Source organism: Ruegeria sp. (genome assembly GCF_965221235.1).
In the GTDB taxonomy this organism is placed as follows: domain Bacteria; phylum Pseudomonadota; class Alphaproteobacteria; order Rhodobacterales; family Rhodobacteraceae; genus Ruegeria.
Genome location: NZ_CBDCRS010000004.1, coordinates 40,476 through 61,583 on the forward strand (window position 1 = coordinate 40,476; position 21,108 = coordinate 61,583).

A 21,108-nucleotide genomic window follows, 5' to 3' on the forward strand; every position below is an offset into this window, starting at 1 on the left:
AAGGCGCGCAATCTCGGCCCACTTGGACACAGGACAGAAGATGCAAGAGCCCGCAATCACACCCGATCTGATCGCCGCACACGGGCTGAAGCCCGACGAGTATGACATGATCCTTGAGATCATCGGGCGTGAGCCGACATTCACCGAACTGGGCATCTTTTCTGCCATGTGGAACGAACACTGTTCCTACAAATCGTCAAAGAAATGGCTGCGCACCCTGCCCACCTCTGGCCCTCAGGTGATCTGCGGACCGGGTGAGAACGCTGGTGTGGTCGATATCGGTGATGGTCAGGCCGTTGTGTTCAAGATGGAAAGCCACAACCACCCGTCCTACATCGAGCCCTACCAAGGTGCGGCAACTGGTGTCGGTGGCATCCTGCGCGACGTGTTCACTATGGGCGCACGTCCGATTGCGTCTATGAATGCGCTGTCCTTTGGCGAACCCGGCCACCACAAAACCCGCCAACTGGTGAACGGCGTTGTCGAAGGCATTGGCGGCTACGGCAACTGCTTCGGTGTTCCTTGTGTTGGCGGCGAGGTCCGCTTCCACCCTGCCTATAACGGCAACTGCCTTGTAAACGCCTTCGCTGCGGGTCTGGCCGACAGCGACAAGATTTTCTACTCGGCCGCGTCTGGTGTTGGGATGCCCGTCGTCTATTTGGGTGCGAAAACCGGGCGCGATGGCGTCGGCGGTGCAACCATGGCCTCGGCCGAATTTGATGACACCATCGAAGAAAAGCGCCCCACCGTTCAGGTCGGCGACCCTTTCACCGAAAAGCGCCTGATGGAAGCCACACTGGAGCTAATGCAAACCGGTGCTGTGATCTCGATCCAAGACATGGGTGCCGCTGGCCTGACTTGCTCGGCTGTCGAGATGGGCGACAAAGGCGGTCTGGGCGTACGTCTGGATCTGGAAAACGTTCCCCAGCGCGAAGAGAACATGACCGCGTATGAGATGATGTTGTCAGAATCTCAGGAACGCATGCTTATGGTCCTTAAACCCGAGCTTGAGGCCGAAGCCCGCGCTGTGTTCGAGAAATGGGATCTGGACTTTGCCATCGTCGGTGAAACCATCGCCGAAGACCGCTTCCTCATCGTCCATAACGGAGAGGTCAAAGCCGATCTGGTGCTGTCGAAACTGTCTTCGACTGCCCCGGAATACGACCGCCCGTGGGTTGCAACGCCCGAGGCCGAAGAACTGGCCGATGTTCCCCAGATCGACCCCATTGACGGGTTGCGCGCCCTGCTCGCTTCGCCGAACTACGCGGGTAAGCAATGGGTTTATGAACAATACGACACCATGGTCATGGCCGACAGCGCCCGCACACCCGGACTGGGCGCAGGCATGGTGCGCGTGCATGGTACCGACAAAGCGCTGGCTTTCACGTCCGATGTGACCCCTCGCTACGTCCGCGCGAACCCGGTCGAAGGCGGCAAACAAGCCGTAGCCGAAGCCTATCGTAACCTGACCGCCGTCGGGGCCAAGCCTCTGGCGACGACTGACAACCTGAACTTCGGCAACCCCGAAAAACCGGAAATCATGGGCCAGTTTGTTGGCGCGATCCAAGGTATTGGCCAAGCTGTCGCCGCGCTGGATATGCCGATCGTTTCGGGTAACGTTTCGCTCTATAATGAAACCGACGGTCAGGCGATCCTGCCGACCCCGACCATTGGTGCCGTTGGCCTGCTGAACACCACCGAAGAAATCATCGGAAAAGACGTCCGCGAAGGCCATGTCGCTTTGGTCATCGGTGAAACTAAGGGTCATCTGGGCCAATCCGCCCTGCTGTCTGAGGTCTTCAATCGCGAAGACGGCGATGCCCCGCATGTGGATCTGGATGCCGAAAAGCGCAACGGAGAGTTCATCCGCGCCAACCGCGACGTGATCAAAGCCTGTACCGACCTCAGCGACGGAGGCCTTGCCCTGGCCGCGTTTGAACTGGCCGAGGCTGCGGGCGTCGGCATTCACCTCGACGAGGCCCCAACCGAGTTCCTGTTCGGCGAAGATCAGGCCCGCTATCTGGTCGCCTGCAACTTTGATCAGGCCGAGGCGCTGATGATCGCCGCAGGTCAGGCGGGTGTGACGCTGACTTCGGTTGGCCGCTTTACTGGCGACAGCGTGAAAATCGGAACATCCGAAGCACCGCTGGCCGAGTTGCAGGATACCTTCCGCAGCAGCTTTGCCGAAGCAGTGGCCTGACCCGTAAACAGCTTAGGGACTTCTTCTCGTCCCAAATACGGAAATCCTGCGTTCAACACGGGCGCAGGATTTGCCGTATCTGGGCCACCGCCACATCTTGCACGCCCCGTCCCATCGCTCTACATCTTGGGAAAGACCTTCAGGAGTGAACCTACATGCCGATGAGCGCCCACGAAATTGAAACCCTGCTGCGTGAAAGCTTTCCAGATGCGGAAATTCAGGTTGGCGGGCAGGACGGCGTACATATGTCTGCCATGGTAGTGGACGAAAGCTTTCGCGGGAAAAACCGCGTTCAGCAACAGCGCGCTGTCTACGCGGCCTTGAAAGGTAAAATGGACGGCCCAGATGGGGAACTGCACGCATTGGCGCTGACCACCAAAGTGCCGGAGTAAAGCCCTTGTTTTGGGATTGGCCATCCTCGTTTTTGCGATGGCGCGTTCCCAAAACAGACGGCAAACCTCCGCTTGGTATGGAAGCGACGGATGTTGACCTTGTGAACAAGGTCCAGGCCGAAAACGAACGACTAGAACGCATGAATGGGCGCGACTAAGCGCCGATGACAAGGAAACGCGAAATGACCGACGTGAAAACTCAGATCGACGAAACCGTCAAAGCCAATGACGTGGTGCTGTATATGAAAGGCACCAAAGAGATGCCCCAGTGCGGCTTCTCATCCCGCGTCGCTGGCGTGCTGAACTATATGGGCGTCGACTATGCCGACGTGAATGTTCTGGCCGACGAAGAAGTTCGCCAGGGTATCAAGGACTACTCCGACTGGCCTACCGTGCCGCAGCTCTATGTCAAAGGTGAGTTTGTCGGTGGCTGCGACATCATCACCGAGATGACACTGTCGGGCGAGCTGGACACGCTGTTTGACGACAATGGTGTCGGCTACAACAAAGAAGCAGCCGACAAAATCCGTGAGGCAAATGCCTGATCAGCGGCTGCTACAATTCTCTAAAACAACCTGCTCACTGGCGGCATCGGCACCGACCGCCAGATAGCTCACTGTGGCATCCCAGCCTTTTGAGCGCAGGATATAGGTGCCTGCCCCGCCCTCGGATTCATAGCGAATACCAGATCCGCTCTCGGCCTGGCGCATTGTAACCAACTGATTATCGACCATCATCGCCGCCGCACTAGAGCCGTCCGGCGCATTGAAATACGCCACCTGTAGCGGCACGCCGTTCTCACACGTGAAGGTAACCGGCAGAATGTCGATCTCGGCCAGCGCAATGGAACCGGGCAGCGCCATCAGCGCTGCAACCGCAAATGTCTTCATCCCGCAGACCTTTCCTCGACCACCGACGCCAACGCCTCGGCCCGTGCGGCCAGTTCCGCCAGCGTATCCGTCACAAACGGAGGCACCACGGCCACTTCGAACCGTTCAGGTTCGGGCTGAGGCATGGTTCTGAGGGCTTGCAACTCTGCCTCAACCTCGGCCAATTTCGCCTCAAGCGCTCTGATCTTTTCGTCGGTTCCGGCAGTTTTGTCAGCCAACATCAGGCCGGCCATTAGCAACATACGCGATTCAGGCATCCGACCGATCTGATCCGACAGCACCTGCGCCTCATCATCCAGCATCTTTGCCGCCGAATGCAGAAATGGTTCTTCACCTTCCTGGCACGAGACGTCAAAGCCGCGCCCACCGATTTGAATGGTTACTTCGGGCATTATTCCACCTCTCCATCAGCCAGTTTTGCCTTCGACAGCAAGGGCTCCAGCCGGGCCAGTACCGCATGCGCCTCGGCGGCATCGGTTGCTTGTGCCGCCCGGGTCGCTTCCAGCTCGGCCACCGTAGCGCGGTTAAGCAGCTCAGCGTCCTGAAGCCCGCTTTCGGCCGCTTCACGCAGCTCGTCGACTGTCTGTCGCAACTGCTCATTCGCTTTGCGCATCCGTTGCAGGTCGTCATCCAGACGCGACATGGCTGCACCGTGACTGCTACGCTCTGCCCGCAGCATTTCCAACTCGGCGCTCAGCTCGGCCAAACGCTCACTGTCAGCCAGCTCCGAGCGCAGACGCGCATTCTCGGCTTCGATGTCCTGCGCCGTTCCCATCGCAGTCTTGAGTTCTGCGTTCTCCGCCTTCAGCGCTTCAAGCTCATCCTGATTGTCCAGCGCAGCCTTGGCGTCCGCCAATTCCGCGCGCGCCGCTTCAACCGAAGCCAGTTGCGCGGCCGCTTCTGCCAGTTGCTGACGCAATGCAGCGTTTTCTGGGTCTTCTACCGGCGCGGCCTTGTGGCTTTCCAAATCGGCACGCATCGCGTCGATTTCCTGATCGTGCCGCGCCTTCAGCGACTTAAGGCGCTCCTCCAACTGTGCGTTGGCGACCCGCTCATCTTCCAATGCCGCGCGGAGAGCTTCGTCCTCGCCGCTGGCCGGAGGTGCATCCCGCAGCGCTTCGACACCGGTTCCGATCCGATCCATCGCGGCCATGATACGGCGTTGTAATTCTTCGATCTGGCTCATGCCCCTGCCACCTCTTTATCAAGGTTCGTTCGTGTCGCGACTGTGTCCGAATCAACATCTGCCGCTTCTTGCACTAGTCTACCCCAATGGGAGGGAAAATACCCACTGTTTGCTTTCAACAACTTGGACTGGTTTCTTGAACCACACCAGTACCGAAACCCTACCGAAACACAGGGTTCCGCTTGCACTTTGAGGGGTGGATGGTATTGAGCGCGCAATCTGCCTGTAATCCAAAGGAACAACGCCCGTGGACCTGACTGCGCTGCGCAATGCAAACCCCGAACACTGGGACAAAGCTGCGGCCATCCGCACCCTGACCCTGGACGCCGTCGCTGCCGCCAATTCCGGCCATTCCGGTATGCCGATGGGCATGGCCGATGTCGCGACCGTGCTGTTCGAGAAGCACTTGAAATTCGACGCCTCGGCCCCGAACTGGCCAGACCGCGACCGGTTCATCCTGTCCGCCGGCCACGGCTCGATGCTGATCTATTCGCTGCTCTATCTCACGGGCCACGGCGACGTCACGCTGGACGAGATCAAGAACTTCCGCCAGTTGGGTGCAAAAACCGCTGGTCACCCCGAGAACTTCCTCGTCGACGGGATCGAGACCACAACCGGCCCGCTGGGTCAGGGCATCTCGAACGCTGTGGGCTTTGCCATGGCCGAGGAAATCCAGCGCGCGCATTACGGCAAGAAGGTCGTGGATCACTATACTTATGTAATCGCTGGCGACGGCTGCCTGATGGAAGGCGTCAGCCAAGAGGCGATTACTCTGGCCGGTCGTCACGAACTGAGCAAGCTGATCGTCTTCTGGGACAACAACAACATCACAATCGACGGCACCGTCGATATAGCCGACCGCACCGATCAGGTGCGCCGTTTCGCAGCCTCGGGCTGGCATGTGATCGAGATCGACGGCCATGATCCGCAAGCCATCGACGCCGCCATTGTGGACGCGAAGAAATCCAGCAAGCCGACCATGATTGCCTGCGAAAGCCACATCGCTCTGGGCCACGCGGCACAGGACACCTCAAAAGGCCATGGCGCGCTTACCGATCAGGATCAGCTGAAAGCGGCCAAGGAAGGCTATGGCTGGCCACATGATGCATTCGAAATCCCGGCCAATGTGAAGTCGGCTTGGGAAGCCATCGGTTCGCGCGGCTCTGCCGAGCGAGCTGCGTGGCAAGAGCGTTTCGCACAACTGTCCGAGCGCAAGCAGGCCGAGTTCAACCGCGCCTACGCGTTTGAAGCGCCCAAGCGTCTGGCGGGAGCCATCCGCGCGTTCAAAAAGCAGGTCTCGGAAGATCAACCGAAACTGGCCACCCGCGCCTCGTCGGAAAAGGTTCTGAACGTTGTGAACCCGATCATGACCGAGACCGTTGGCGGCTCGGCTGACCTGACTGGTTCGAACAACACCAAATCGGCTGATATGGGTGTCTTCTTGCCGGAAAACCGCAAAGGTCGCTACATCCACTACGGCATCCGTGAACACGGCATGGCCGCTGCAATGAACGGCATGGCGCTGCATGGCGGCATCCGCCCCTATGGCGGCACGTTCATGGCCTTCACCGACTATGCCCGTCCATCCATGCGTCTGGCCGCACTGATGAAAGTGCCGTCGGTCTTCGTGATGACGCACGACTCGATTGGTCTTGGCGAAGACGGCCCAACCCACCAGCCGGTTGAGCATCTCGCCATATCGCGCGCGACGCCGAACACCTATGTGTTCCGTCCCGCCGACACGGTTGAAACGGCTGAGGCATGGGAGCTGGCGCTGACCTTCAAGGACAGCCCATCGGTCCTGTCGCTGACTCGTCAGGGCGTGCCGACTGTGCGCACCCAGCACAAGACCAAGAACCTCGTCGCCCAAGGCGCCTATGTTCTGGCCGAAGCCGAAGGCAAACGTCAGGCCATCCTGATCGCCACCGGGTCTGAGGTCTCGCTGGCTATGGAAGCCAAGACGATGCTCGAAGCCGAAGGCATTGGCACCCGCGTCGTTTCTATGCCCTGTATGGAACTGTTCGCCGAGCAAGACGAAGCCTACCGCAAGCGCGTTCTGCCCGCAGGAGCCGTCCGTGTCGGTATCGAAGCTGCCGTCCGCGCCGGCGGCTGGGATCGCTGGCTGCTGGGTGAGCGCGGCCGCGAAGCCAAAGCCGGCTTCATCGGCATGTCGAGCTTCGGCGCTTCGGCCCCTGCCGGAGAGCTTTACAAACATTTCGGCATCACTGCCGAGGCAACGGTTGCAAAGGTCAAAGAACTGCTGGGTCTGTAAACAGACCCAGCTGACCAAGCAAAGGGCGGCCTCGGCCGCCCTTTTCATTTGGATTTTAGTGGGCGTCCGACTTCTGGAAAAGAGGTAGTATCACTTTGGTTGCCATTGGGATCAAGACTAACCCCCAGGCCAGACCAAACACGCCGTCCATCGCGGCTTTGGAAATCCATTCCACAGCGCCGACCCACTGCTCGGAAACCGAATGCCCAATCGCATAGGCCCAGTCATGAATGTGATGACCCAGCCAGCCAAAGCCCAAAACTTCCATCCCGTGGATGACAATCGAGCCTCCGACCCACAGCATCGCCGCCGTTCCGACGATTGAGAGCGTTTTCATCACGCCGGGCATCGCCTTGACCAACCCACGACCCAATCCGCGCCCAATCGGTGTTGGCGCGTTATTGGCCAGAAACAGCCCCACGTCATCCATCTTCACGATCAATGCGACCGAGCCATAAACGGCAACCGTCACCCCGATCCCAACAACCGCCAAAGTCGCCGCCTGCATCCAAAGATTCGGGGCCTCAATCGCGGCCAGTGCGATGGTCATGATCTCGGCCGACAAGATGAAATCCGTTTTGATTGCGCCGCGGACTTTCTGTTCCTCCAGATGACCAGGATCCTTTATCTTCATGTCTTCGTGCACTGCGTGGCTGCCATGCGGAAAGAGCACGTGGAAAATCTTTTCGGCGCCCTCGAAACACAGGTAGGACCCGCCAAGCATCAGTAGTGGCGTAATCAGCCACGGCGCAAAATTGGCCAACAACAACGCCACTGGCAGCAGCAATATGAGCTTGTTGAAAAACGACCCGCGCGCGATGCGCCAGATGATTGGCAGCTCCCGCGCAGGCGCGAATCCCTGCACGTATTTTGGTGTGACTGCCGCATCGTCGATAATCACCCCTGCCGTCTTGGCCCCAGCTTTGCCCGCCGCCGCGACCACATCGTCAACTGAGGCTGCCGCCACCTTGGCGATCCCCGCCACGTCGTCCAAAAGGGCCAACAGACCGCTCATCGCGCTTCCTTTCTTCTCACCTGCCGCACCCGGACCCTACCCGATCTCACAGCTAGCGCAAGCGTTAGCGCAATCGCGTGAGGTTTGCGCTAACACCTTAAAAATATGCCGCTTTTACTCTTTTGAGATTCCAATTTCACCGCTATATGGCCTGCAACGCAAGCGCATCTGGAGACATCATATGACCATCAAGGTCGGTATCAATGGTTTTGGCCGCATCGGCCGCTGCACCCTGTCGCATATTGCCGCGTCAGGCCGTAACGACATCGAAGTGATCAAAGTCAACGCAACCGGACCGCTGGAGACCTCGGCGCATCTTCTGAAATATGACAGCGTGCATGGCCGTTTCCCACGTGAAGTCTCCATCAATGGCAACACCATGGATTTGGGCCGCGGCCCGATGGAGATGTTCTCGACCTACGACATGAACGAGCTGGACTGGGAAGGCTGCGATGTCGTTCTGGAATGCACCGGCAAGTTCAACGACGGTACAAAGGCGAAAACCCACCTAGAGCGCGGCGCAAGCAAAGTCCTGCTGTCCGCGCCCGGTAAAAACGTCGACAAGACCATCGTGTTCGGAGTGAACCACAACACACTGACCGCAAATGACAATATGGTTTCGAACGGCTCCTGCACCACCAACTGCCTTGCTCCGCTTGCCAAGGTGTTGGACGAAGGGATCGGTATCGAAAACGGCATCATGACCACGATCCACGCCTATACCGGCGACCAGCCGACTCTGGACCGTCGCCACAGTGATCTGTACCGCGCCCGCGCTGCGGCCATGTCGATGATCCCGACCTCGACCGGCGCCGCTGCCGCTCTTGGTGAGGTCCTGCCGAACCTGAAAGGCCGTCTGGACGGTTCCGCAATCCGTGTTCCCACGCCGAATGTCTCGGCGGTTGATTTGACCTTCCGCGCTGGTCGCGAAGTCACCGTTGATGAGGTTAACGAGATCGTCCGCGAAGCCGCACAAGGCCCGATGCAGCGCGTTCTGGGCTATGAGCCCGCACCGCTGGTCTCGACCGATTTCAACCATACCGAAGAAAGCTCGATCTTCGCGCCTGAACAAACCCGTGTGGTCGATGGCCGTCTGGTCCGCGTTCTGGCCTGGTATGACAACGAATGGGGCTTCTCAGTGCGCATGGCTGACGTCGCCGTCGCGATGGGTCGCCTTAACTAAGATCGGTTTGAAATCTTGAACCTTTTTGCCCGCTCAGGTTATCTGAGCGGGCATTTTTGTTCGGGGCCGCTATGACCAACCAAATCGCAATCTGGCTTGGCCTCCTGATCCTCGGCGGGTTCATTCTGGACTATGCGCTGTTCGGACCCGAGCATTTGATTTTCCTTGGTAAGAAACTCTACGCCTTCTTGGACTGGCTCGCTTTCTGGCGCTGACAGAGGTTTTGCTTGACATTTTCGCCAATCTGGCTTTGTTAGCGCTAACTTCATTTAAGCCGATATTCGGACGGAGCGGAACATGACACTCAAGCTGGCAATCAACGGATTTGGACGGATCGGACGGGGCGTTTTGCGCGCTGTGATGGAAAGCGGACGCACGGATGTCGAGATCGTCGCCATCAACGACCTCGCCAAGCCCGAAATGAACGCGCATCTGTTCGAATTTGACAGCGTGCATGGCCGTTACCCCCACAAAGTGACCCTGACGGATGCCGGGCTCGACGTTGGCGCAGGCCCGATCCGACTGTCCAGCGAACGCGACCCCGAAGCGCTGAACTGGTCGGATGTGGATGTGGTTCTGGAATGCACCGGCGTGTTCCGCACGCGCGAGGCGGCGGAACGCCACCTCAAGAACGGCTCAAAGAAAGTGCTGATCTCGGCCCCTGCTCGCGGAGACGGTGCGGTAAAGACCGTCGTGTTTGGCGTCAATGAAAGTGAGCTGACCGCAGAAGACATCGTAGTCTCAAACGCATCCTGCACCACGAACTGCTTGTCGCCCGTGGCCGCCGCGCTGGATGCCGGACTTGGCATCGTGCATGGCAACATGACCACCGTCCACGCCTATACCGCCAGCCAGCCAGTACATGACACGGCGGGCAAGGATCCGTACCTATCGCGGGCCGCTGCTCTGTCGATGATCCCGACAACCACTGGTGCTGCTGCTGCTGTAGGTCTGGTTCTGCCGCAGCTGGCGGGCAAGCTGACCGGTCAGGCGATCCGCGTCCCAACCCCGAATGTCTCTGTCGTTGATCTGGTGGCTGAGGTTTCGCGCCCCACCACCGAAGAAGAGGTCAACGCACTGTTCGTCGAAGCGGCCGCAAAGATCCCCGGAGTACTGGCCGCCGAGAGCCGTCCGCTGGTGTCGATGGATTTCAACCACGATTCCCACAGCTCGACCATGTCGCTGGCTGAAACCAAAGTGACCGACGGCACTTTGGTGCGCGTCCTGGCTTGGTATGACAACGAATGGGGTTTCTCGAACCGCATGCTGGATACAGCTGCGGCGATGGGGTCCTTAGCCTAACCGCTCGCGCAGTGCTGCATTCACACGGGGCGTGACGAATTTCGACACGTCCCCGTTAAGACGCGCGATTTCCTTGACCAGTTTCGAGGCGATGGCCTGATGCCGCGCCTCTGCCATCAGGAATACGGTCTCGATTGAATCGTCAAGCGCGCGGTTCATGCCAACCATCTGGAATTCATACTCGAAATCCGCCACCGCGCGCAGTCCACGCACGATGATCTGAGCGCCCACATCGCGGGCGCAGTCGATCAGAAGGTTCTCAAAAGGATGCGCGACGATCTCTGTGCCAGTTTGTGCTGTCAGATGCGTGCATTCCTCTTCGATCATGGCCACACGCTCTTCCAGAGAAAACAACGGCCCTTTGTCGCGGTTGATGGCGACACCGATCACCAGCTTATCCACCAGCGCTGAGGCCCGACGGATGATGTCAATATGACCCAGTGTTATCGGGTCAAAAGTTCCCGGATACAATCCAACCCGCATCAGGACCTCCTGCGCAACAATATTTCTGCGTCAGCAAACACAACTTTGCCGCAGGTGCAAGGGTCAGAACAACATCAATGCCGTCAATGACCCATAATCATGCCCTGAAGAGCATCCTTTTCCATCGCCAATTCGGAAAGCTGCGCTTTGACCACGTCCCCAAGGGTCACGATACCCACCAGCTTGCCCTCTTCGACCACGGGCATGTGGCGAAAGCGACCTTCGGTCATGCGGGTCATGATGTCTTGCACCGTGGCCTGACGAGTTGTCGTCACCAGTTCTTGCGTCATGTACGCGCTGACCGGCTGGGACAGGCATCCACTGCCGCTTGCGGCAAGTTCGCGGACGATATCGCGTTCGGACAGAATGCCGGATGCCGTCTGGCCACCATCTTCTGATACAACCACGGTCCCGATACGTTTCTCCGCAAGGATCTTCGCAGCCTCTGAGACGGTTGCCGATGGCATGACTGTCACCACACCTTCGGACGCCTTTGATTTCAGAATGGCCTGGACGAGCATGAAGAACACCTCCGAAATAATAAACTTATCCAAAGCGTTGCGCGATTGGGTCAACCTGTCAAGCGTTCGCGTCGGCTTCTAACCGCGCAACTTCGTCGCGAATTCCGCGCGTAAGAGCGTCAGCAAAGCGGTTCAGCCGTTCGTTGCGCTGATCACCCTGATGCCGGACCAGATAAAAACTTCGCGTCAGACTCACTTGATCCATCAGGATTTTCCGAAGGCTGGGATGGAAAGGCAAAGTGAAGTCATGAGCGACACACAGCCCGGTCCCCAGAGAAACCTGCCGCAGCTGAACCGACACCGAATTCGATGCAAGCGCGACACGGTCAACACCGATATCGTTGAGATAATCCAGCTCGCGATCAAAGATCATATCGGGGATGTAACCAATCAGTCTGTGCCCTTTTAGGTCTTCGACATTCTGCACGGGGTCATGACGATCCAGATAGTCCTGTGTTCCGACCACATGTAACTTGTAATCGCTGACTTTCTTGACCAGCAGCTTCCCCGCTGTCGGCGCACTGACCGTCACCGCCATATCCGCCTCGCGACGCGACAGGTTAATGATGCGTGGTAATGCGAGGATCTGAATGTCCAATTCCGGGTTAGCATCGCTGATTTTCGCACAGACCTGCGGCAGCAGATAGTTCGCACAGCCATCCGGCGCGCCGATCCGAATTTGTCCGCTGAGCGACTTGGTTGACCCCGCCACAGCACCAGCGGCGGCGCGCATCGCCTCTTCTGCTTGCAGGCCATGATTCAAAAGACGCTCACCGGCGGTCGTCAGAACATAGCCCTGCTGCGATTTCGTGAACAGCTGCGCATCCAGATTGGCCTCAAGCCGCGCAATCCGCCGCCCGACTGTGGCCGGGTCGATCTTGAGGATACGCCCAGCGGACGAAAGGCTTTCCTCACGCGCGACAGCCAGAAAAATCCGCATGTCATCCCAGTTCGGGTTCATCTTTTTCCTTTTGCATTTTTGCAAAGCTCTTTTGGAACATTGCCTCTGTTCGCGGGATTTATGCAAGTCTATCTTGCGCTCAAATCTATCGGAGGAGTTTTCGATGCAAGACCTGACTCATTTCCTGAACGGCGAACAAGTGGCTGGCACCTCGGGCCGGTTCGATGACGTGTTCAACCCGGCAACTGGCGAAGTACAGTATAAATGCCCGATGGCCAGCGCAGCTGAGACCACGGCAGCCATTGAACAGGCCGCAATTGCCCAGCCTGCATGGGGCGCGACGAACCCGCAGAAACGCGCGCGCGTCATGATGGCGATGGTCGGCCTGATGAACCGCGACATGGACAAGCTGGCCGAAGCGCTGAGCCGCGAGCACGGCAAAACCATCCCGGATGCCAAAGGCGACTTGCAACGCGGCTTGGAGGTCATCGAATACTGCATCGGTGCGCCTCAGATGCTGAAGGGTGAGTTCACCGACAGCGCAGGCCCCGGTATCGACATGTATTCCATGCGCCAGCCGCTGGGCGTTGTGGCTTCGATCATGCCATTCAACTTCCCTGCGATGATGCCGCTGTGGCACGTCGGCCCCGCGCTGGCCTGTGGCAACGCGGTTGTGCTGAAGCCTTCCGAACGCGACCCCTCGGTCCCGCTGATGCTGGCCGAGCTGTTTGTCGAAGCGGGTTTGCCCAAAGGTGTCTTCCAGGTCGTCAATGGTGACAAAGAGGCCGTGGACACCTTGCTGGACAGCGAGATCATTCAGGGCGTTTCCTTTGTTGGCTCGACCCCGATCGCGCAATACATCTACTCTCGCGCTACGGCGAACGGTAAGCGCGCCCAGTGCTTTGGCGGTGCCAAGAACCACATGATCGTCATGCCCGACGCCGATCTGGATCAGGCTGCGGATGCTCTGGTCGGTGCCGGTTTCGGCGCGGCGGGCGAACGTTGCATGGCGATTTCGGTCGCTGTGCCGGTCGGAGAAGAAACCGCAGACGCTCTGATCGAGAAACTGATTCCGCGCGTCGAAAAGCTGAAGGTTGGTCCCTACACCGCAGGCGACGATGTTGACATGGGCCCGGTTGTGACCGCTGCCGCCAAGGAACGTATCCTCGGCCTGATTAACTCGGGCGTAGAGCAAGGCGCACAGCTGGTTGTCGACAACCGGGACTTCAGCCTGCAAGGGTATGAGGACGGTTTCTTCGTCGGTCCGCATCTGTTTGACCGCGTCACTCCGGACATGGACATCTATAAGCAAGAGATCTTCGGCCCGGTCCTGTCGACCGTCCGCGCGGGTTCGTATGAAGAAGCGCTGAAACTGGCGATGGATCACGAATATGGCAACGGCACAGCGATCTTCACCCGTGACGGTGACACCGCGCGCGACTTTGCCAGCCGAGTGAATATCGGCATGGTGGGTATCAACGTTCCGATCCCGGTTCCGCTGGCCTATCACACGTTCGGCGGCTGGAAGAAATCCATGTTCGGCGACCTGAACCAGCACGGTCCGGACAGCTTTAAGTTCTACACCCGCACCAAGACCGTTACGTCCCGCTGGCCCTCAGGCATCAAGGAAGGCGGCGAGTTCAACTTTAAAGCCATGGACTAACCCGCTCGGGTCATACAACACATGAACCCGGTCTGTTTCAGGCCGGGTTTTTGCGGCAAAGCGCCGCCAATACATGCGGCCTCACAAAAATTTCAGCCTGCATGCTCTGGAAAAATGGGGCGATGAGCAATAATTTACCAACAAATTATTGTTCGAGCAGTCCTGAACCGGAGGCCAATTTGTCTAATTCACGCATGACTCGCCGCTCTGCTTTGTTGGGCGCAGCATCCCTTGTCGCGACACCAGCCCTGGTGCGCGCTCAAAGCAGCGATGCCTTCCCTGTGGATGAAGAAGCGATCAGCACACAATTGCCGGTGCGCCGCAACGTGTCCTCGTTCTCGCAGCAGAACTGGAAGGATCACTTTGACGAGCTGGGCGCAGGTTGCTTGCTGGCCGACATCACCAGCCGCGCGGTTCATTACTGGGGCCCGGACGGCACGTACAAGCTGTATCCCAGCTCGGTTCCGATGAGCGAAGAGCTAACCAAGCGCGGCTATACCGAGGTTGTCCGCAAGGCCGAGAACCCAAGCTGGACACCGACCTCATCCATGCGCGAGCGTGACCCGAGCCTACCTGTCCGCATGGAAGGCGGAGATCCCGGCAATCCGCTGGGTACGCGCGCCATGTATCTGGGGTGGCCCGCCTATCTGGTGCATGGCACCCACGACACGCGGAAGATTGGTCGCCAAAGCTCGTCAGGGTGTATCGGTCTTTACAACCAGCATGTTGAGGAATTGTATCCTCTGGTGCAGATCGGAACGCAGGTCCGACTGGTATAACGAAAAAGCCCCGGCCTTTTGGACCGGGGCTTTTCAATTCAGACGTCGGATTATTCCGGCAGGATCACTGCGTCGACCACGTGAATCACGCCGTTGCTGGCCTCGATATCGGCCTTCACAACTTCGGCATCATTGACTTTGACGCCACGCTTGGCGTTCACGCTCAGACGGTCGCCCTGAACGGTCAGAACCTTGGCGCGCTTACCTGCGATATCGCCCGACATCACCTTGGCTGGAACCACGTGATAGGTCAGGATTTCGATCAACTGATCTTTGTTTTCCGGCAGCAGCAGCGTCTCAACCGTGCCTTCGGGCAGAGCGGCGAAAGCCTCATCCGTTGGCGCGAAGACTGTGAACGGGCCGTCGCTCTTCAGCGTGTCTACCAGACCGGCTGCCTGCACGGCGGCGACCAGTGTGTTGAACGATCCTGCCGCTACGGCGGTGTCCACGATGTCAGCAGCTTGCGCTTTGACAGGAAGTGCAAGGACAAGTGCGGCGGCGGCGCCCATGAAAGTACGGCGAAACATGGCTGTTGTCTCCTCTCCAGCTTGTTATGGAAAGGTCTACGGGCGTTTTGCCGCACCGGATCACTTTGGGATCAATTTTCTTTGACCTGAACCCAGATACTCTGCGCGCGGCCGTCCTTCAGAAATGGCAACGCATCCATCGCATCGGGGCGATCCTGTTGCAGGTAATATCCCGGCCAAAGCATTGAATACGCGCCAGATTGTAATAAAGCGTGCAGGACATACTGTTCACCCCAACCCGGGCAGTCATAGAAGAACCGCTTGGGGTATTCATAGGGCAGAAAAACATCGTGAACGTGGATCACCACCCCCGGCTTCAGCGCGGGAATGATCCGGCAGAACAGGTGTGCGACGTCATTACTGACCCGCACAACATGGCTGGAATCGATAAACAGCACGTCGCCCGCTTCCAGCTGTTCGAAGATCGCCGGGTCGACCTCTTCCAGCCGCTTTTGTTCGAAGTGATCGACAACATGTGCGATATCTGCGCGGGGATATGGGTCAATCGCCGTAATCTGCGTTTGCAATCCACCGTCGATGATCGCCTGACGGGTTACGCGGGTCGAGTTGCCGCAACCGACTTCGATCACCCGCTTGGGCGCAAAACGGCGGATCATCAGATACAGCGCGTCTGCGTCTGGGCTGTCATAATACCCGTTGCCAAGCCGATAACCTGTCTGATTGCGCACAGGGTCCTTCAAAGCGGCCAGCGCGTCGGCGTGTTCGGCGTATTCGGCGACCAACTGTCCGATCTCAAACCCCTCCATTCCCGGTGACAAGGCATAGGCCGGGCGGGTCAGTCCCCCTGCCCGCTCGAACGCCTCAAGCCGGGCGTGTTCATCCTGTTCCGGGGCCTTGTCGATCAGCTTGACGCCCAGTTCATCGAGGGCGTCGTTGATCTTGGGGAATTTTCTCGGTTTCACGGGCGGCTCCACTTTCCGGTTCGCCCGTTCCATACCTTTGCTTGCCCGGCCTCTGCAAGAAGCGCTGTGCCAAACGCTTGGCAAAACAGAAATTTCCGTATTCACTGGGCAAAATAGTTGTACGAGGGCCGCCATGCAGCAGGAATTCACGCTGGGCATCGAAGAAGAGTATCTGCTGGTCGACCGCGACAGCCTGCAACTGGCCGAGGCCCCCGCCGCCCTGATGGATGCCTGCCAGTCGGATTTCGAAGGTCAGGTCAGCCCCGAATTCCTGCAATGTCAGATCGAGGTCGGCACCCGGCCGCATGCAACGATCAAATCAGCCCGCGAAGACCTGAAGCGCCTGCGGTCCTGCGTTGCCAAACGTGCCGCTGAGCATAACCTCGCTCCGATTGCCGTCTCCTGTCATCCGTTTGCCGATTGGAAGAAACAGCATCATACCCGCAAGGATCGCTATGACGCGCTGCAACATGCCCTTGGCGGCGTCGCGCGCCGAATGCTGATCTGCGGAATGCACGTTCACGTCGGAGTCGAGGATCCAGCCCTGCGCGCTGATCTGATGCCGCAGCTTTCCTACTTCTTGCCGCATCTTTTGGCACTATCCACCTCCTCCCCCTATTGGCAGGGGGAGGACACCGGTCTGTCCTCGTATCGCCTGACGGTGTTCGACAATCTGCCGCGAACAGGGCTGCCGCCTGTCTTGGCCAGCTGGGCCGACTACGAGCGGACGACCGGCATACTGGTTGAGCTTGGGGTGATAGAGGATACGACAAAAATTTGGTGGGACCTGCGCCCGTCGCACCGTTTCCCAACCCTTGAGACGCGGATCATGGATGTGCAGCCGCGGCTAGAACACACTCTGTCGCTGGCGGCGTTAGTACAGGCTTTGACCCGGATGCTTTGCCGTCTGAAGGACCGCAACCTGCGCTGGCGTCACTACGACCAGTTCCTGATCGGCGAAAACCGCTGGCGTGCGCAGCGGTATGGCGTGGGGGAAGGGATGATCGACTTTGGCGACCGCTCGATCAAACCGATGCCCGAGCTTATGGGCGAACTGATGGGAATGCTTGCCGAAGATGCCGAAGCGCTGGGTACCATGACCGAATTGGCGCGCCTACAGCAGATCGCGCAGAACGGAACCTCGGCCACCCGCCAACGCCGCGTTCATGCCGAAGCCACCGCGCGGGGCGACGACCCCGGTCAGGCCGTGGTAAAGCACCTGATCGAGGAATATCATCTCGATCTTTAAAGCGTCCGCACCTGATTGCTGGCCGTGCAAAATTTCTGTAAGGATTGCGAAATAAACAGTCGTTCAATTCAATCGGCAGCGTGGGAGGCAGGCCTTGGATTTCGCACTGACAGAAGAGCAAACCGCAATCTTCGACATGGCCTATGACTTCGGTCAGGACAATATCGCCCCATTCGCTCGCCAGTGGGAATCGGATGGCACTATTCCCAAAGACCTCTGGCCGCGTATCGGAGAGCTGGGTTTCGGCGGGCTCTACGTCTCAGAAGACAGCGGCGGATCAGGTCTCAGCCGTCTGGACGCGACATTGGTGTTTGAGGCTTTGTCGATGGCCTGCCCCTCGGTCGCGGCATTTCTGTCGATCCACAACATGTGCGCCAAGATGCTGGACAGCTTTGCTGATGACGACCTGAAATCCCGCATCATGCCGGACGTGCTAAACCTGAACACCGTCCTCAGCTATTGCCTGACAGAACCCGGGTCGGGTTCGGATGCCGCTGCGCTGAAGACCCGCGCGGATCGCACCAATGAAGGATATACGTTGAATGGGACCAAGGCATTCATTTCGGGTGGAGGCTATTCCGACGCCTATGTCTGCATGGTGCGCACTGGTAAGGACGGCCCCAAGGGCATCTCAACCGTCTATGTCGAGGACGGCACCCCTGGACTGAGCTTTGGTGCGTTGGAACAGAAGATGGGTTGGAAAAGCCAACCCACGGCGCAGGTTCAGTTCGATGATTGCCATATACCGGCGGGCAATCTTGTGGGTGCCGAGGGCGACGGGTTCAAATACGCCATGATGGGTCTGGATGGCGGGCGCCTGAACATCGCCTCTTGTTCTTTGGGCGCGGCGCAGACCGGGCTGAACATGACGCTGCAATACATGTCGGAGCGCAAGGCGTTTGGCCAATCCATCGACCAGTTTCAGGCCCTGCAATTCCGACTGGCCGATATGGAGATTGAGTTGCAGGCCGCCCGCATCTTTCTGCGGCAGGCTGCGTGGAAACTGGACCAGGGCGCGCCGGATGCCACTAAATTCTGCGCCATGGCCAAGAAATTCGTGACCGAGACCGGATCGAAAGTTGTAGATCAATGCCTGCAATTGCACGGTGGCTACGGGTATCTGGCCGACTATGACATCGAGAAACTGGTCCGCGACCTGCGTGTCCACCAGATTCTGGAAGGCACTAACGAAATCATGCGGGTCATCGTGGCCCGCCAAATGCTCGCCGATCGCTGAGGGGCCAATGCCAGAAATCGACATCCGCATCACAGGCCGCGCCGGGCGCATCGCCCTAACCCGCCCCAAAGCGCTGAACGCGATGACCTATGACATGTGCATGGCCATCGACACCGCTCTGCGTAACTGGCGCGAAGATGATGCAGTGGATCTGGTCATCATGGATGCCGAGGGTGACAAAGCCTTTTGCGCAGGCGGAGATATTGCCGACCTCTACGCTACAGGTATCAAGGGCGACTACGACTTTGGGCGCGCCTTTTGGCGCGACGAGTACCTGCTGAATGCGCTGATCTTTGAATACCCCAAACCCGTCGTCAGTTTTCTTCAAGGGTTCACCATGGGCGGTGGCGTCGGCATAGGCTGCCACGGTAGTCATCGCATCGTAGGGGAAAGCTCGAAAATCGCCCTACCGGAATGCTCAATCGGTCTGGTCCCGGATGTTGGCAGCACCCTGATGCTGGCGCTTGCTCCCGGTCGTGTGGGCGAATTTCTGGGTACAACCGGCCACCGAATGGGACCCGGAGACGCCATCTTTTCCGGTTTTGCGGATCACTTCATTCCAATTGCGCAATGGCCTGACCTGATCGAGATGCTGGAGGCATCCGGGGATGCCGAGTTGATCGCAAAACACGCCTCGCCGCCTCCGGAAAGTCACCTTGCCGAGCTGCAACCGTTTATCGATGCCCATTTCGCCGGAGAAAGTCTGAGTGATATCCAGAACGCCCTAAGCACTTCGGATCACGCCCAGTCAGACGAAACGCTCAAGTCGATGAGCCGGAATTCACCGCTTTCGATGGCCTGCACGGTGGAAATCTTGCATCGGCTGCGCGGACCAAGCCTGACACAGCGCAAAGCATTGGAACTGGAGTATCGTTTCACCTATCGCGCCATGGAGCATGGGGATTTTCTGGAAGGCATCCGCGCCCAGATCATCGACAAAGACCGCACCCCGCGCTGGCAATTTTCCGATCGTTCCGTACCCGCCGTCGCCGTGTCAAAGATGCTGCAACCGCTGGGTTCGGACATGCTGACATTTGAGGAGAGATAAGATGAAAATCGGGTTTATCGGCCTTGGTAACATGGGCAATCCGATGGCCGCCAATTTGGCGGCAGCCGGTCATGACGTGATGGGTTTTGACATGGTCGATGTCGATATTCCAGGCGTCACCATGGCAGGCTCAGGCGCCGAGGCCGCCGCAGGCGCCGAGATCGTCATCACCATGCTGCCCAATGGTCAAATTCTGCGCAGCGTCGGCTCAGAGATCCTTCCTGCGATGCAGCCCGGCTCGGTCTGGATTGACTGCTCGACTGTGGATGTTGACAGCGCCCGGGCTGTTGCGGATCAGGCGAAACAGGCCGGTGTACTGGCCGTTGATGCCCCTGTTTCGGGCGGGATCGGCGGTGCGGCGGCAGGTACCCTGACCTTCATGGCCGGTGGCAGCGACGACGCGTTTGCCAAGGCCGCGCCTCTGTTCGACATCATGGGCCAAAAGGCCGTGCATTGCGGTGAGTCAGGCGCGGGTCAGGCCGCCAAGATTTGCAATAACATGATCCTCGGCGTCACCATGATCGCCACGTGCGAGGCCTTCGCGTTGGCAGACAAACTGGGTCTGGACCGGCAAAAGATGTTTGATGTGGTCAGCACCTCGTCGGGCTATAGCTGGACGATGAACGCCTACTGCCCCGCCCCCGGCGTTGGCCCGGAAAGCCCGGCCGATAACGACTACCAACCCGGTTTTGCCGCCGAATTGATGCTGAAAGACCTGCGTCTCAGCCAACAGGCCGCAGAAAGCTCGGATGCTGACACCCCGATGGGTCAGGCCGCAACCGCGCTGTATGAACAATTCGTTGAGGCCGAAGGTGGAATGGGCAAAGATTTCTCGGCCATGCTGCCGCGATTTGAAAAGCGCGGACGACAGTAGGCAGCTTCCTGCCCATGGGCTTGACCCTAATTCACCCGGTTGCCATCTATGGGGGAAAGAACCAAGCAATTGGGAAAAACGATGCTGCGCAGTTTGACTGTTACCACGACGATTCTGGCAATCGCCCTGAGTTCAGGCGTTGCCCTGGCCGGGAACGGCAAAGGCAAGGCAGGGCATTGCCCACCGGGGCTGGCCAAGAAATCCATCCCCTGCGTGCCACCCGGTCAGGCCAAAAAGATTTATAGATCCGGCGATTTCATCACACGGGACTATCGTTGGATTGACGATCCCTATCGCTATGGGCTGCGCCGGGATAACTACTATGTTCGGGCCGGGGACTATGTGTACCGCGTCGACCCTGAGACACGCAAAGTGCTGAACCTGATCGGTGCGGTTGCCGATATCCTGAACTGAGACAGTTAAGTCACAGACTGTCAGATTATTCCCCTCGCCTTAGAATTGC

At 58.5% G+C, this 21,108-nt stretch carries 23 protein-coding genes; 14 read left to right on the forward strand and 9 right to left on the reverse strand.

The features are described 5' to 3' along the window. Positions 1-40 precede the first annotated feature (40 nt). The 3 genes from purL to grxD all read left to right on the forward strand — a co-directional run bounded on the left by purL (position 41) and on the right by grxD (position 3,137). Entirely contained in the window at positions 41-2,200 is a 2,160-nt protein-coding gene (gene purL / locus ACOQOY_RS03235; protein WP_420584058.1) for a phosphoribosylformylglycinamidine synthase subunit PurL, read from the forward strand. Positions 2,201-2,355: 155 nt separating this feature from the next. After that, positions 2,356-2,592 carry a BolA/IbaG family iron-sulfur metabolism protein gene (locus tag ACOQOY_RS03240; protein WP_420584059.1) on the forward strand — a complete coding sequence of 79 codons (237 nt, stop codon included), beginning with the start codon at positions 2,356-2,358 and terminating at the stop codon, positions 2,590-2,592. Between the two features lie 182 nt (positions 2,593-2,774). Next, positions 2,775-3,137: a Grx4 family monothiol glutaredoxin gene (gene grxD, locus ACOQOY_RS03245; RefSeq protein WP_170354079.1), complete on the forward strand. Its 363-nt coding sequence runs from the start codon at positions 2,775-2,777 to the stop codon at positions 3,135-3,137. Here the strand turns inward: grxD and ACOQOY_RS03250 are convergent, their stop codons facing one another. Genes ACOQOY_RS03250 through ACOQOY_RS03260 form a run of 3 tightly spaced genes read right to left on the reverse strand, consistent with a single transcriptional unit; the run spans position 3,138 to position 4,668 of the window. Beyond that, entirely contained in the window at positions 3,138-3,482 is a 345-nt protein-coding gene (locus ACOQOY_RS03250; RefSeq protein WP_420584060.1) for an MliC family protein, read from the reverse strand. It lies immediately after the preceding gene. Continuing rightward, the gene (locus ACOQOY_RS03255) at positions 3,479-3,874 is read right to left on the reverse strand and encodes a cell division protein ZapA (RefSeq protein WP_420584061.1); all 396 of its coding nucleotides are present in this window, start codon (positions 3,872-3,874) and stop codon (positions 3,479-3,481) included. Before ACOQOY_RS03255 ends, ACOQOY_RS03250 begins: the two co-directional genes overlap by 4 nt. Then, positions 3,874-4,668, reverse strand: a complete 795-nt coding sequence (locus tag ACOQOY_RS03260; RefSeq protein ID WP_420584062.1) for a hypothetical protein — start codon at positions 4,666-4,668, stop codon at positions 3,874-3,876. The genes ACOQOY_RS03255 and ACOQOY_RS03260 overlap by 1 nt, the downstream gene beginning before the upstream one ends. A 247-nt stretch (positions 4,669-4,915) precedes the next feature. Between ACOQOY_RS03260 and tkt the strand changes: the two genes are divergently transcribed. Next, entirely contained in the window at positions 4,916-6,940 is a 2,025-nt protein-coding gene (gene tkt / locus ACOQOY_RS03265; RefSeq protein ID WP_420584063.1) for a transketolase, read from the forward strand. A gap of 55 nt (positions 6,941-6,995) precedes the next feature. Here the strand turns inward: tkt and ACOQOY_RS03270 are convergent, their stop codons facing one another. Continuing rightward, positions 6,996-7,955 carry a DUF808 domain-containing protein gene (locus tag ACOQOY_RS03270; RefSeq protein ID WP_420584064.1) on the reverse strand — a complete coding sequence of 320 codons (960 nt, stop codon included), beginning with the start codon at positions 7,953-7,955 and terminating at the stop codon, positions 6,996-6,998. 181 nt (positions 7,956-8,136) lie between these two features. Between ACOQOY_RS03270 and gap (ACOQOY_RS03275) the strand changes: the two genes are divergently transcribed. The 3 genes from gap (ACOQOY_RS03275) to gap (ACOQOY_RS03285) all read left to right on the forward strand — a co-directional run bounded on the left by gap (ACOQOY_RS03275) (position 8,137) and on the right by gap (ACOQOY_RS03285) (position 10,440). Beyond that, positions 8,137-9,138, forward strand: coding sequence for a type I glyceraldehyde-3-phosphate dehydrogenase (gene gap, locus ACOQOY_RS03275; protein WP_420584065.1), 1,002 nt, complete (start codon positions 8,137-8,139; stop codon positions 9,136-9,138). 71 nt (positions 9,139-9,209) lie between these two features. Next, complete coding sequence (locus ACOQOY_RS03280) at positions 9,210-9,353, forward strand: hypothetical protein (RefSeq protein ID WP_420584066.1); 144 nt, start codon at positions 9,210-9,212, stop codon at positions 9,351-9,353. A gap of 82 nt (positions 9,354-9,435) precedes the next feature. Then, on the forward strand, positions 9,436-10,440 hold the full coding sequence (gap, locus tag ACOQOY_RS03285) for a type I glyceraldehyde-3-phosphate dehydrogenase (protein WP_420584067.1): 1,005 nt from the start codon (positions 9,436-9,438) through the stop codon (positions 10,438-10,440). On the opposite strand, the gene coaD is transcribed toward gap (ACOQOY_RS03285), so the two are convergent. The 3 genes from coaD to ACOQOY_RS03300 form a co-directional block, all read right to left on the reverse strand. Then, entirely contained in the window at positions 10,432-10,923 is a 492-nt protein-coding gene (gene coaD / locus ACOQOY_RS03290) for a pantetheine-phosphate adenylyltransferase (protein ID WP_420584068.1), read from the reverse strand. The two genes, gap (ACOQOY_RS03285) and coaD, sit on opposite strands and share 9 nt — an antisense overlap. An 83-nt stretch (positions 10,924-11,006) precedes the next feature. Next, entirely contained in the window at positions 11,007-11,444 is a 438-nt protein-coding gene (locus ACOQOY_RS03295; RefSeq protein WP_420584069.1) for a CBS domain-containing protein, read from the reverse strand. Between the two features lie 58 nt (positions 11,445-11,502). After that, positions 11,503-12,405, reverse strand: a complete 903-nt coding sequence (locus ACOQOY_RS03300) for a LysR family transcriptional regulator (RefSeq protein WP_420584070.1) — start codon at positions 12,403-12,405, stop codon at positions 11,503-11,505. Between the two features lie 103 nt (positions 12,406-12,508). Here ACOQOY_RS03300 and ACOQOY_RS03305 point away from each other — a divergent pair, with 103 nt between their 5' ends. Both ACOQOY_RS03305 and ACOQOY_RS03310 read left to right on the forward strand, forming a co-directional pair. Then, complete coding sequence (locus ACOQOY_RS03305) at positions 12,509-14,008, forward strand: CoA-acylating methylmalonate-semialdehyde dehydrogenase (RefSeq protein ID WP_420584071.1); 1,500 nt, start codon at positions 12,509-12,511, stop codon at positions 14,006-14,008. A gap of 194 nt (positions 14,009-14,202) precedes the next feature. Next, positions 14,203-14,787 carry a L,D-transpeptidase gene (locus tag ACOQOY_RS03310; protein WP_420587200.1) on the forward strand — a complete coding sequence of 195 codons (585 nt, stop codon included), beginning with the start codon at positions 14,203-14,205 and terminating at the stop codon, positions 14,785-14,787. Positions 14,788-14,837: 50 nt separating this feature from the next. On the opposite strand, the gene ACOQOY_RS03315 is transcribed toward ACOQOY_RS03310, so the two are convergent. Continuing rightward, positions 14,838-15,314 carry a fasciclin domain-containing protein gene (locus ACOQOY_RS03315; RefSeq protein WP_420584072.1) on the reverse strand — a complete coding sequence of 159 codons (477 nt, stop codon included), beginning with the start codon at positions 15,312-15,314 and terminating at the stop codon, positions 14,838-14,840. Positions 15,315-15,385: 71 nt separating this feature from the next. After that, on the reverse strand, positions 15,386-16,237 hold the full coding sequence (locus ACOQOY_RS03320) for a class I SAM-dependent methyltransferase (protein ID WP_420584073.1): 852 nt from the start codon (positions 16,235-16,237) through the stop codon (positions 15,386-15,388). Positions 16,238-16,370: 133 nt separating this feature from the next. Between ACOQOY_RS03320 and ACOQOY_RS03325 the strand changes: the two genes are divergently transcribed. The 5 genes from ACOQOY_RS03325 to ACOQOY_RS03345 all read left to right on the forward strand — a co-directional run bounded on the left by ACOQOY_RS03325 (position 16,371) and on the right by ACOQOY_RS03345 (position 21,059). Continuing rightward, the gene (locus ACOQOY_RS03325) at positions 16,371-17,486 is read left to right on the forward strand and encodes a carboxylate-amine ligase (protein WP_420584074.1); all 1,116 of its coding nucleotides are present in this window, start codon (positions 16,371-16,373) and stop codon (positions 17,484-17,486) included. Between the two features lie 94 nt (positions 17,487-17,580). Next, the gene (locus tag ACOQOY_RS03330) at positions 17,581-18,723 is read left to right on the forward strand and encodes an acyl-CoA dehydrogenase family protein (RefSeq protein ID WP_420584075.1); all 1,143 of its coding nucleotides are present in this window, start codon (positions 17,581-17,583) and stop codon (positions 18,721-18,723) included. 7 nt (positions 18,724-18,730) lie between these two features. Continuing rightward, the gene (locus tag ACOQOY_RS03335) at positions 18,731-19,771 is read left to right on the forward strand and encodes an enoyl-CoA hydratase/isomerase family protein (protein WP_420584076.1); all 1,041 of its coding nucleotides are present in this window, start codon (positions 18,731-18,733) and stop codon (positions 19,769-19,771) included. A gap of 1 nt (position 19,772) precedes the next feature. Then, a complete protein-coding gene (mmsB, locus tag ACOQOY_RS03340; protein WP_420584077.1) occupies positions 19,773-20,645 on the forward strand; it encodes a 3-hydroxyisobutyrate dehydrogenase in 873 nt (290 codons plus the stop codon). Positions 20,646-20,726: 81 nt separating this feature from the next. Next, a complete protein-coding gene (locus tag ACOQOY_RS03345) occupies positions 20,727-21,059 on the forward strand; it encodes a hypothetical protein (protein ID WP_420584078.1) in 333 nt (110 codons plus the stop codon). Positions 21,060-21,108: the final 49 nt, after the last annotated feature.

Excerpts from the sequence above, each read along its gene's own strand:
- mmsB (WP_420584077.1), top strand. The coding sequence starts at position 19,773 with ATGAAAATCGGGTTTATCGGCCTTGGTAACATGGGCAATCCGATGGCC.
- gap (WP_420584067.1), top strand. The coding sequence starts at position 9,436 with ATGACACTCAAGCTGGCAATCAACGGATTTGGACGGATCGGACGGGGC.
- ACOQOY_RS03250 (WP_420584060.1), bottom strand. The coding sequence starts at position 3,482 with ATGAAGACATTTGCGGTTGCAGCGCTGATGGCGCTGCCCGGTTCCATT.
- gap (WP_420584065.1), top strand. The coding sequence starts at position 8,137 with ATGACCATCAAGGTCGGTATCAATGGTTTTGGCCGCATCGGCCGCTGC.
- ACOQOY_RS03345 (WP_420584078.1), top strand. The coding sequence starts at position 20,727 with ATGCTGCGCAGTTTGACTGTTACCACGACGATTCTGGCAATCGCCCTG.
- purL (WP_420584058.1), top strand. The coding sequence starts at position 41 with ATGCAAGAGCCCGCAATCACACCCGATCTGATCGCCGCACACGGGCTG.
- ACOQOY_RS03280 (WP_420584066.1), top strand. The coding sequence starts at position 9,210 with ATGACCAACCAAATCGCAATCTGGCTTGGCCTCCTGATCCTCGGCGGG.
- grxD (WP_170354079.1), top strand. The coding sequence starts at position 2,775 with ATGACCGACGTGAAAACTCAGATCGACGAAACCGTCAAAGCCAATGAC.
- ACOQOY_RS03255 (WP_420584061.1), bottom strand. The coding sequence starts at position 3,874 with ATGCCCGAAGTAACCATTCAAATCGGTGGGCGCGGCTTTGACGTCTCG.
- ACOQOY_RS03300 (WP_420584070.1), bottom strand. The coding sequence starts at position 12,405 with ATGAACCCGAACTGGGATGACATGCGGATTTTTCTGGCTGTCGCGCGT.
- coaD (WP_420584068.1), bottom strand. The coding sequence starts at position 10,923 with ATGCGGGTTGGATTGTATCCGGGAACTTTTGACCCGATAACACTGGGT.
- ACOQOY_RS03295 (WP_420584069.1), bottom strand. The coding sequence starts at position 11,444 with ATGCTCGTCCAGGCCATTCTGAAATCAAAGGCGTCCGAAGGTGTGGTG.
- ACOQOY_RS03335 (WP_420584076.1), top strand. The coding sequence starts at position 18,731 with ATGCCAGAAATCGACATCCGCATCACAGGCCGCGCCGGGCGCATCGCC.
- ACOQOY_RS03310 (WP_420587200.1), top strand. The coding sequence starts at position 14,203 with ATGACTCGCCGCTCTGCTTTGTTGGGCGCAGCATCCCTTGTCGCGACA.
- ACOQOY_RS03305 (WP_420584071.1), top strand. The coding sequence starts at position 12,509 with ATGCAAGACCTGACTCATTTCCTGAACGGCGAACAAGTGGCTGGCACC.
- ACOQOY_RS03325 (WP_420584074.1), top strand. The coding sequence starts at position 16,371 with ATGCAGCAGGAATTCACGCTGGGCATCGAAGAAGAGTATCTGCTGGTC.
- ACOQOY_RS03240 (WP_420584059.1), top strand. The coding sequence starts at position 2,356 with ATGCCGATGAGCGCCCACGAAATTGAAACCCTGCTGCGTGAAAGCTTT.
- ACOQOY_RS03260 (WP_420584062.1), bottom strand. The coding sequence starts at position 4,668 with ATGAGCCAGATCGAAGAATTACAACGCCGTATCATGGCCGCGATGGAT.
- ACOQOY_RS03270 (WP_420584064.1), bottom strand. The coding sequence starts at position 7,955 with ATGAGCGGTCTGTTGGCCCTTTTGGACGACGTGGCGGGGATCGCCAAG.
- ACOQOY_RS03315 (WP_420584072.1), bottom strand. The coding sequence starts at position 15,314 with ATGTTTCGCCGTACTTTCATGGGCGCCGCCGCCGCACTTGTCCTTGCA.